Genomic DNA, 9,495 nt, shown 5'->3' on the forward strand with positions numbered 1-9,495 from the left:
GACAGTGCCATAGGGTGGGCAAATAATTCAATCGCTGAACAAATAGCGGACAACACCACCCCGGAGGTCGCTCATGGCACCCCGTCCCACCCCCGCCGACAAGTTCTCCTTCGGGCTCTGGACCGTGGGCTGGCAGGCCCGCGACCCGTTCGGTGACGCCACCCGTCCCGAGCTCGACGCGGTCGAGGCAGTGCACCGGCTCGCCGAGCTGGGCGCGTACGGCATCACCTTCCACGACGACGACCTGATCCCGTTCGGCGTCGACGCGGCCACCCGTGACCAGCACATCGCCCGGTTCCGCAAGGCCCTCGACGAGACCGGCCTGGTGGTGCCCATGGTCACCACCAACCTCTTCACCCACCCGATCTTCAAGGACGGCGGCTTCACCAGCAACGACCGCGACGTCCGCCGGTACGCGCTGCGCAAGGTGCTGCGCCAGGTCGACCTGGCCGCCGAGCTTGGCGCCAGCACGTTCGTCATGTGGGGTGGCCGCGAGGGCTCCGAGTACGACCTCGCCAAGGACGTCCGCGCCGCCCTGGACCGCTACCGCGAGGCGGTGGACCTGCTCACCCAGTACTCCATCGACAAGGGCTACAACCTGCGGTTCGCCCTGGAGCCCAAGCCGAACGAGCCGCGCGGCGACATCCTGCTGCCCACCATCGGGCACGCGCTCGGCTTCATCTCCCAGCTGGCCCACCCCGAGCTGGTCGGCCTCAACCCGGAGGTCGGCCACGAGCAGATGGCCGGGCTCAACTACGCCCACGGCATCGCCCAGGCGCTCTGGCAGGGCAAGCTGTTCCACCTGGACCTCAACGGCCAGCGCGGCATCAAGTACGACCAGGACCTGGTCTTCGGCCACGGTGACCTGATGAACGCCTTCGCCCTGGTGGACCTCCTGGAGAACGGCGGCCCCAACGGCGGGCCGGCCTACGACGGGCCGCGACACTTCGACTACAAGCCCTCCCGCACCGAGGACATGGAAGGGGTGTGGGCCTCGGCGGCGGCCAACATGAGCACCTACCTGCTGCTCAAGGAGCGTGCGGCAGCGTTCCGCGCCGACCCCGAGGTGATCGAGGCGCTCGCCGCCAGCAAGGTCGGCGAGCTGAACACGCCGACGCTCGGCGACGGCGAGGGCTACGAGGAGTTCCTGGCCGACCGGTCCGCGTTCGAGGATGTCGACGTCGACGCGGTGGCCGCCCGAGGCTTCGCCTTCGTCCGGCTCAACCAGCTCGCCGTCGAGCACCTGCTCGGCGCCCGCTGAGGCCCCGCCATGCCGTTGGTCGCAGGCATTGACTCGTCCACCCAGTCCTGCAAGATGGTGATCCGGGACGCGGAGACCGGGGCCCTGCTCCGGCAGGGCCGGGCACCGCACCCGGACGGCACGGAGGTCGACCCGGAAGCCTGGTGGCAGGCGCTGCGTAGCGCCGCCGACCAGGCCGGTGGGTTGGCCGACGTGGCGGCGATCTCCGTCGCCGGCCAGCAGCACGGCATGGTGTGTCTCGACGAGGACGGCCGGGTGGTCCGCCCGGCGCTGCTGTGGAACGACACCCGATCCGCCGACGCCGCCGCCGACCTCATCGAGGAGGCCGGCGGCGGCTCGGCCGGGCGTCGGTTCTGGGCCGAGGCCACCGGCAGCGTCCCGGTGGCCAGCTTCACCCTGACCAAACTGCGGTGGCTGGCGACGCACGAACCGGAGCTGGCCGCCCGGGTGGCCGCCGTCTGCCTGCCACACGACTGGCTGACCTGGCGGCTGGCCGGCGCGCCGGGGTTGGGCGCGCTGCGCACCGACCGGGGCGACGCCAGCGGCACCAGCTACTGGTCGCCGGCCACCGGTGACTACCGACTGGACCTGCTGGAGCGGGGCTTCGGCCGACAGTTGGTGGTGCCCGAGGTGCTCGGCCCGGCGGAGTCGGCGGGCAAGCTTGCCGACGACCTGGGTGGGTCGGGTGGCGCGCTGCTCGGCGCGGGCACCGGGGACAACGCCGCCGCCGCACTCGGCGTCGGCGCCGGGCCGGGTGACGTGATCGTCTCGATCGGCACCTCCGGCACCGTGTTCAGCGTCGCGGACGTTCCCGCAGCCGACGAGAGCGGCGCCGTGGCGGGCTTCGCCGACGCGTCCGGTCGGTTCCTGCCGCTGGTTGCCACGCTCAACGCCGCCCGGGTGCTGGACGCCGCCGCCGCGATGCTCGGCGTCAGCCTGGACGAGCTGGCCGACCTGGCGCTCTCCGCGCCAGCCGGAGCGGACGGGCTGGTCATGGTGCCGTACCTGGAGGGTGAGCGGACACCGAACCGGCCGCTCGCCACCGGCGCCGTGCACGGCCTGACCCTGCGTACCTCGACCCCCGCGCACCTGGCACGGGCCGCCGTGGAGGGCATGCTCTGCGCGCTCGCCGACGGCCTGGACGCGCTGACCGCGCAGGGTGCTGTCGCCCGCCGGGTCATCCTGATCGGCGGCGGGGCCCGGTCGGCAGCGGTGCGTCAGATCGCGCCGCAGGTCTTCGGCTGCCCGGTCGTCGTCCCGCCGGCCGGGGAGTACGTCGCCGACGGCGCCGCCCGGCAGGCCGCCTGGGTCGCCCTGGGCGGTCCCACGCCGCCGGTCTGGGCGGTCGAGGGCACCGAGGAGTACGCGGCGGCGGCCGTTCCCGCCGTGCGCGACCAGTACGCCGCGGCGCGCGGGTTGGTGCTCGACCGGCGCTGACCGTCGGAATCGACGCGGGTGGGTGCCGGTGGACGGTGACCGGCACCCACCCGCGTGACGATCTCCGTCACGCGGTCTGGTTGGCTGCCGGTCATGACGGTGACCAGTGGCGGGCCCGGCCTGCGCCCCCATGGTCGGGGCGGTGGGCCGGCGCACCGGTTGTACAGCGTCGTGGTGTTCGTGCTGCTCGCCTCGCTGGACAACGTGGCGATCGGGCTGGTCCCCCCGCTGTACGGCCCGATCTCCGACGCGTTCGACGTGTCCGGGCGGCTGCTCGGCGTGGTCACCGCGGTCAGCTTCCTGGTCAGCGCGGTCGCGGCGGTCGGCTGGGCGTACGTCGGGGACCACACCAACCGCAAACCGCTGCTCATGGTGGGCACACTGCTCTGGGCGGCGGGCACCGGCGGTAGCGCGCTCGCCGGCGGCTACCTGACGTTCCTTGCCGCGCAACTGGTCGCGGCGGTCGGTCTCGGCGCGGTCGGCTCGGTGGGCTTCTCCGTGGTCACCGACCTGATCTCGCCGACCCGGCGCGGGCTGGTGATGAGCTTCTGGGGGCTCTCCCAGGGGGTCGGCACCCTGGCGGGCACGCTCGTCGGCGGGCTGCTCGGGGCGGCCGACTGGCGGCGACCGTTCCTGCTGCTCACCGGCGTCGGCCTGGTCGCCACGGTGGCCTACCTGTTCACGTACGACATCCAGCGTGGCCAGAGCGAGCCGGAACTGGCCGGCAGGTTGGACGCCGGCGCCGAGTACGACTACCGGATCAGCCGCGCCGACCTGCCGCGCATCCTGGCCCGGCGGACCAACCGGTGGCTGATCCTGCAGGGTCTGACCGCGCAGGCCGCGTTCGGCTCGCTGGTCTGGCTGCCGGTGCTCTTCGCCGAACGGGCCGAGGCCCAGGGCTACTCCACGTCGACGGCGGTGGTGGTGGGCAGCGTCTTCGCCACGCTGTTCCAGCTCGGTGGGGTGCTGTCCATCGTGGGTGGGCTGATCGGTGACGCCGTGCAGCGGCGTACCCCGCGCGGGCGGGCACTCGTCGCCTCGATCGGCATCCTCGCCGCGCTGCCGTTCTACCTGGTGTTGTTCTTCGTGCCGGTGACAATCGAGGTGCCGGACGGCGCGAGCGGCGGTGCGGTGGTGGGTGCGGTACTGGCCAGTGTGTTCACCGAACCGTCGGTCGGGCTGAGCCTGCTCACCGCGATCGTGGCGCTCGCGTTGACCTCGGCGAACTCGCCGAACTGGTTCGCGTTGATCGCCGACGTCAACCCGCCGGAGCACCGGGGCACTGTCTACAGCCTGGGCAACCTGGTCAACGGGGTCGGTCGCGCGGCCGGCAACGGGCTGGTCGGGGTGGCCTTCCAGGCGCTGCGAGCGGCGTTCCCGCCACCGCTGAACTTCGCCGTCGGGCTGGCCGCGTTCCAGCTCTTCTTCATCCCGACCGGTGTCATGTACTGGCTCGCCTCGCGGACCTCACCGGCGGACATCGACAACGTGCACGACCTGCTGCACACCCGGGCCGACCGCCTCTGACCCCGTGCGCACCCCGCCCCCCCGCGCGCCCGGCCCTCGCGCGCCCGGCCCTTGCGCGCCCGGCCCTTGCGCGCCCGGCCCTTGCGCGCCCGGCCCTCGCGCGCCCGGCCCTCGCGCGCCAACCTCGAGATCGCGCTACTTCCTGGTTTTAGTCGCCTTCTGGCGCACGGAGGCCACTAGAACCTGGAAGTAGCGCGATCTTGAGGTGCAGGCGGGCGTGAATCGTTTACGACATCAGCTCCAAAGCGGGCTGTTGCGCACCGACCGGCCCGCCCGCACACCGTATGGCCGGGGCGGGCCGGTCGGCGCGAGATCAGCCGCGCAGCCAGACGGTCACGTCGGCCGGGACCGCGCCGTCGTCGTCCAGCGGCGCGCTGGCGGCGAGCACCTCGGTACCGGTCGGCACCGGCACCGGGGCGGCACCGAAGTTGGTCAGCACGGTCAGCTCACCGTTGCGGAAGCTCAGCACCTCGTCGCCGGAGGACAACCACTCCAGGGTGCCGCGGCCCAGCCCGTGGGCACGCCGCAACCGCAACGCCGCGCGGTACAGCTCGTACGTCGAACCAGGCACGTCGCGCTGGCGGTCCAGCGCGTACTCCGCCCAGAGCGCGGGCTGCGGCAACCAGCTCGCGTCGGTCGGCCCGAAGCCGTACGACGGCGCGTCGGCTTCCCACGGGATCGGCACCCGGCAGCCGTCCCGGCCGCGCTGGGTGTGCCCGCTACGCGCCCAGGTCGGGTCCTGCCGGGCCTCGTCGGGCAGTGTGGTGTGCTCGGGCAGCCCCAGCTCCTCACCCTGGTAGAGGTACGCAGAGCCGGGCAGCGCCAGCATCAGCAGGGTGGCCGCCCGGGCCCGGCGCAGACCGAGCGCGGCGTCCGGCTGCGGGTCGCCGATGCCGATGCCGTTGGGGCGTACGGTGCCGACCGGCAGGCCGAGCCGGGAGGCGTGCCGCACCACGTCGTGGTTGGACAGCACCCAGGTGGTCGGCGCGCCGACCGAGTCGGTCGCCTCCAACGAACGGGTGATCACCGCGTACTGGGCCGGTGCGCTCCACGCGGCGAGCAGGTACTCGAAGTTGAACGCCTGGTGCATCTCGTCCGGGCGGACGTAGCGGGCCAGCCGCTCGGCCGGTTCCACCCAGGCCTCGGCGACCAGCACCCGCTCGCCCGGGTAGCTGTCCAACACCTGCCGCCACTGCCGGTAGATCTCGTGCACGCCGTCCTGGTCCCACATCGGCGGGCGGGGCTTGTCGATCTCGTTGCCGGAGAGGATCTCCTGCGGCTCCTGCCAGTCGGCAAGGTCGGCCTGCTTGATGAGGCCGTGCGCCACGTCGACCCGGAAGCCGTCCACGCCACGGTCCAACCAGAAGCGCAGCACGTCCAGGAACTCCGCGTGCACCTCCGGGTTGTCCCAGTTGAGGTCCGGCTGCCCGGTGTCGAACAGGTGCAGGTACCACTGGCCGGGCTGTCCGTCGGCGTCCACAGTCCGGGTCCAGGCTGGACCACCGAAGACGCTCTGCCAGTCGTTCGGCGGCTGGTCGCCGGCCGGACCGCGACCGTCCCGGAAGATGTACCGGGACCGTTCCGGGCTGCCGGGCGCGGTCGGCAGCGCGGCCTGGAACCAGCGATGCGCCGAGGAGGTGTGGTTCGGGACCAGGTCGACGATCACCCGCAGGTTGCGGGAGCGGGCCTCGGCGATCAGCTTGTCCGCGTCGGCGAGGGTGCCGAACAGCGGGTCGATGTCGCGGTAGTCGGCCACGTCGTAGCCGGCGTCGGCCTGCGGCGAGGGGTAGAAGGGGGAGAGCCACACCGCGTCCACGCCCAACTCGACCAGGTGGTCGAGGCGGGCGGTGATGCCGGGCAGGTCACCGATCCCGTCCCCGTCCGAGTCGGCGAACGAGCGGGGGTAGATCTGGTAGATGGCGGCCTCGGTCCACCAGCCGGTGGCCGGTTGACCTGAGGAGTTCTGCTGCGTCGGGTCGGTGTTCAGGGTCGTCTCCCGTGTTGCGGTGTGTGGAATTTCAGTGTGCCCGGGGCGGTGCTGTCGAATCCCGGACCACCAACCGGGTGGGCAGGACCACCGGAGTGTCCCAACCGGCCCCCCGTTGACTGACGACCGGGCCCGGCGGTCGGGCCCCGAGCGGGTCGAGCAACATCTGGGCGGCCAGCCGGCCCTGCTCGGCAGCGGGCTGGGCGACGGTGCTGAGCCCGAGCACACCGGCCAGGTCGTGGTTGTCGATGCCGACCACGCTGATGTCCTGCGGCACCCGCAGCCCGACGTCACGCAGGGCGGAAATCGCGCCCATCGCCATCTCGTCGCAGGCGGCGACGATAGCCGTCGGCGGCTCGCCGCGGGCCAGCAACTCGGCGGTGGCCCGGTTGCCGCCGTCGATGGTGAAGGTGGACTCGATGTCCAGTGTGGGGTCGGGTCGTATGCCGGCCGAGCGCAGCGCCGCCTGGTAACCCCGGCGTCGGTCGAGGTGGGTGGTGAAGGCCAACTCGTCGTCCGGGTCGCCGGAGATGTGGGCGATCCGGTGGTGGCCGAGGTCGATCAGATGCCTGGTCGCGGTCCGCGCGGCAGCCACGTCGTCGATCCGTACGCACGGCCAGTTGGGCACCCTGCTACCCGAGCTGATGGTGACGCCGGGCAGTTCCAGGGTGGCCAGCGCGGTCAGGTCGGCCGGGCGCAGCGGCGTGGCGACCAGCATCATGGCGTCCACCCGCTTGTGCAGGTTGGCCGTACGCAGGACCCGCTGGCGGACCTGCTCCCGGCCGCCCAGGTTGTAGAGCAGCAGGTCGTAGCCGGACTGGTGGAGGTACTCCTCGACCGCCTCGACGACGGTGCTGAAGAACCAGCGGGTGATCCGGGGGACCACCACGGCGACAGTGCCGGTCCGGCCGCCGGCGAGCCGGGACGCGCTCGGCGAGACCTCGTAGTCGAGTTGCTCGGCGGCGGCGAGTACCCGGCGCCGGGTGGCGGCCGAGACCGTCGGTAGTCCGCGCAGCGCCCGCGAGACGGTGGCCGTGGACACTCCGGCCAGCCGGGCCACATCATCGATCCTCGTCACGGTTTCCCCCGCTCGGTGCCCGGAGCGCCCGCCGCCGCCCGAGGGGCCAGGCGGCGGCGGGCGCGCGGTCAGCCCTTGACGCTGCCGGCGAGCAGACCTCGCACGAAGAAGCGCTGCAGGGACAGGAACACGATGAGCGGTACGACGATGCTGACGAACGCACCGGCGGTCAGGCGCTGCCACTCGTTGCCCCGGGTGCCGGCCATCTCGGCGAGCCGGACGGTCAGCGGGGCGGTCTCGTCGCCGCCACCGGCGAAGATGAGCGCGACCAGCAGGTCGTTCCAGACCCAGAGGAACTGGAAGATGCCGAACGCCGCCAGCGCCGGGGTGATCAGCGGCAGCACGATGGTGCGGAAGATCTTCGGGTGGGTGGCCCCGTCGACCCGGGCCGCCTCCATCAGGTCCCCCGGCAGTTGCGAGATGAAGTTGTGCAGCAGGAAGACGGCGAACGGAAGCGCGAAGCAGGTGTGGGCGAACCACACCTGGGCGAACTTCTGCTCGTCGACCAGGTCCCAGGCCGGCATCAGTGTGACGCCGCCGAGGGTGACACCGGTGGAGAAGAACCTGAGCAGCGGCACCAGGGCCATCTGCAGCGGCACGATCTGCAACGCGAAGATCGCGATGTAGACCCAGTCCCGGCCGCGGAAGTTGATCCACGCGAGCGCGTACGCGGCGAGGCACGCGAAGGCGAGCGGGAAGAGCACCGACGGGATGGTGATCGCCAGCGAGTTGATGAAGGAACCGGCGAGCTGCCCGGAGGACGACGACCGCCCGAACAGGACCTGCTCGTAGTTCTCGAAGGTGAACTGCGGGTTGGTGAAGGCCGTCCACCAGCCGGTGGTCTTGATCTCGTCCTCCGGGCGGAGGGAGGAGACGAGCAGACCGAAGGTCGGAATGGTCCAGACCACGGCGATGACGATCGAGACGAGCGTCGCGGTGCGGCTGTTGAGGCGCTTGCGGACTCGGCCGGCAGTGGTGGGCGGAGTGCCGTCGGTCTTCTGGGTGCCGGCGGCGACGGTGGGCGTTGCGGTGGTCATCTCAGCCCTCCCGCTGTTGACGGAGGTTACGGATCTGGTAGATCACAACCGGGATGACCAGGATGAAGAGGAAGACCGCGAGCGCGGAACCCCGCCCGTTCTCGCTGTACCGGAACGCCTGGTTGTACATCTCGTTGGCGATCACGCTGGTGTCGTAGTTGCCGTTCGTCGAGGTCCGGACGATGTCGAAGACCTTGAGCGTGGCGATGGTGAGGGTCACCATCACGACGATCAGCGCCGGTCGGATGCTCGGCATGGTGATCTGCCAGAACATCTGCCACGGGCTGACGCCGTCGAGCCGGGCGGCTTCGACGATGTCGCCGGGGATCGCCTTGATCGCGGCGGAGAGCACCACCATGGCGAAACCGGCCTGGATCCAGATCATGATGACGATCAGCAGCAGCGTGTTGAGTGGTGATTCGAGCAGCCACTGCTTGGGCTCACCGCCGAGGCTGACCACGATCTGGTTGAGCAGACCGATCTGGTCGCCGTCACCCCGGTAGGCGTAGACGAACTTCCAGATGATGCTGGCGCCGACGAAGGAGATGGCCATCGGCAGGAAGATCAGTGACTTGGCCACCGCTTCGAACCGGGCTTTGTCCACCAGTACGGCGTAGATCAGGCCGAATCCGGTCGCCACCAGCGGGACCAGGAGCACCCAGACCAGGGTGTTGATCAGGACCCGGACGATCGAGTCGTCGGAGAACATCCAGGCGAAGTTGTCAAACCCCACCCACTCCGTGCTGGTCCTGTTCATCAGGGAGAGCAGCACGGTGCGGATGGCCGGCACGACCAGTCCGATGACGAGCAGCAGCAGCGTCGGCAGCAGGAAGAAGAACGCGAAGATCCCTTCCCGCTGCTTGGGCCGACGGGGCAGCGGCGCCCCGCTCACGGAGGCGGCGACGAGCTGGGCCTCCCGTCGACGGGCGAACCAGGCCGGCACCACGTCGAGCAACAGGAGCAGACCCCCCACCACCAGCACGAAGGCGACCAGCCCGTACATCAGCATGAGGAACTTCGGCTGCTGATCGGCGAAGTCGAACTTCATCAACCCTCCCTTCCGGGTCCACCTCGGCCGGTGGCCCGGCCCGCGGGCGGTCGCCAAGGCGTTCTACTCGCCGGCCGCCCAGGCCGCGCTGCCCAACGTGCTGGAGCCGCACGAACTCGC

7 protein-coding genes are annotated in these 9,495 nt (G+C 71.1%); 3 read left to right on the forward strand and 4 right to left on the reverse strand.

The features are described 5' to 3' along the window. The first annotated feature begins 73 nt into the window (after nucleotides 1-73). The 3 genes from xylA (at nucleotide 74) to AB0B94_RS19925 (ending at nucleotide 4,225) form a co-directional block, all read left to right on the forward strand. Complete coding sequence (gene xylA / locus AB0B94_RS19915) at nucleotides 74-1,261, forward strand: xylose isomerase (protein WP_357281888.1); 1,188 nt, start codon at nucleotides 74-76, stop codon at nucleotides 1,259-1,261. 9 nt (nucleotides 1,262-1,270) lie between these two features. Then, nucleotides 1,271-2,698: a xylulokinase gene (gene xylB / locus AB0B94_RS19920; RefSeq protein WP_357281891.1), complete on the forward strand. Its 1,428-nt coding sequence runs from the start codon at nucleotides 1,271-1,273 to the stop codon at nucleotides 2,696-2,698. 93 nt (nucleotides 2,699-2,791) lie between these two features. Continuing rightward, nucleotides 2,792-4,225, forward strand: coding sequence for an MFS transporter (locus tag AB0B94_RS19925; RefSeq protein WP_357281894.1), 1,434 nt, complete (start codon nucleotides 2,792-2,794; stop codon nucleotides 4,223-4,225). A 313-nt stretch (nucleotides 4,226-4,538) separates the two neighbouring features. Here AB0B94_RS19925 and AB0B94_RS19930 read toward each other — a convergent pair whose 3' ends face one another. The 4 genes from AB0B94_RS19930 to AB0B94_RS19945 form a co-directional block, all read right to left on the reverse strand. Next, entirely contained in the window at nucleotides 4,539-6,212 is a 1,674-nt protein-coding gene (locus AB0B94_RS19930) for a glycoside hydrolase family 13 protein (RefSeq protein WP_357282164.1), read from the reverse strand. Nucleotides 6,213-6,243: 31 nt separating this feature from the next. Continuing rightward, nucleotides 6,244-7,290 carry a LacI family DNA-binding transcriptional regulator gene (locus tag AB0B94_RS19935; protein ID WP_357281897.1) on the reverse strand — a complete coding sequence of 349 codons (1,047 nt, stop codon included), beginning with the start codon at nucleotides 7,288-7,290 and terminating at the stop codon, nucleotides 6,244-6,246. A 68-nt stretch (nucleotides 7,291-7,358) separates the two neighbouring features. After that, on the reverse strand, nucleotides 7,359-8,327 hold the full coding sequence (locus AB0B94_RS19940; RefSeq protein ID WP_357281900.1) for a carbohydrate ABC transporter permease: 969 nt from the start codon (nucleotides 8,325-8,327) through the stop codon (nucleotides 7,359-7,361). A 1-nt stretch (nucleotide 8,328) separates the two neighbouring features. After that, entirely contained in the window at nucleotides 8,329-9,375 is a 1,047-nt protein-coding gene (locus AB0B94_RS19945) for a sugar ABC transporter permease (protein ID WP_357281902.1), read from the reverse strand. Between the last annotated feature and the right edge of the window lie 120 nt (nucleotides 9,376-9,495).

It is taken from the genome of Micromonospora sp. NPDC048986, from assembly GCF_040649335.1.
GTDB classification, from domain to species: Bacteria; Actinomycetota; Actinomycetes; order Mycobacteriales; family Micromonosporaceae; genus Micromonospora; species Micromonospora alfalfae.

Bases quoted from the DNA above. Each gene is read 5' to 3' on its own strand.
- AB0B94_RS19925 (WP_357281894.1), top strand. From the start codon at position 2,792: ATGACGGTGACCAGTGGCGGGCCCGGCCTGCGCCCCCATGGTCGGGGC.
- AB0B94_RS19940 (WP_357281900.1), bottom strand. From the start codon at position 8,327: ATGACCACCGCAACGCCCACCGTCGCCGCCGGCACCCAGAAGACCGAC.
- xylA (WP_357281888.1), top strand. From the start codon at position 74: ATGGCACCCCGTCCCACCCCCGCCGACAAGTTCTCCTTCGGGCTCTGG.
- AB0B94_RS19945 (WP_357281902.1), bottom strand. From the start codon at position 9,375: ATGAAGTTCGACTTCGCCGATCAGCAGCCGAAGTTCCTCATGCTGATG.
- xylB (WP_357281891.1), top strand. From the start codon at position 1,271: ATGCCGTTGGTCGCAGGCATTGACTCGTCCACCCAGTCCTGCAAGATG.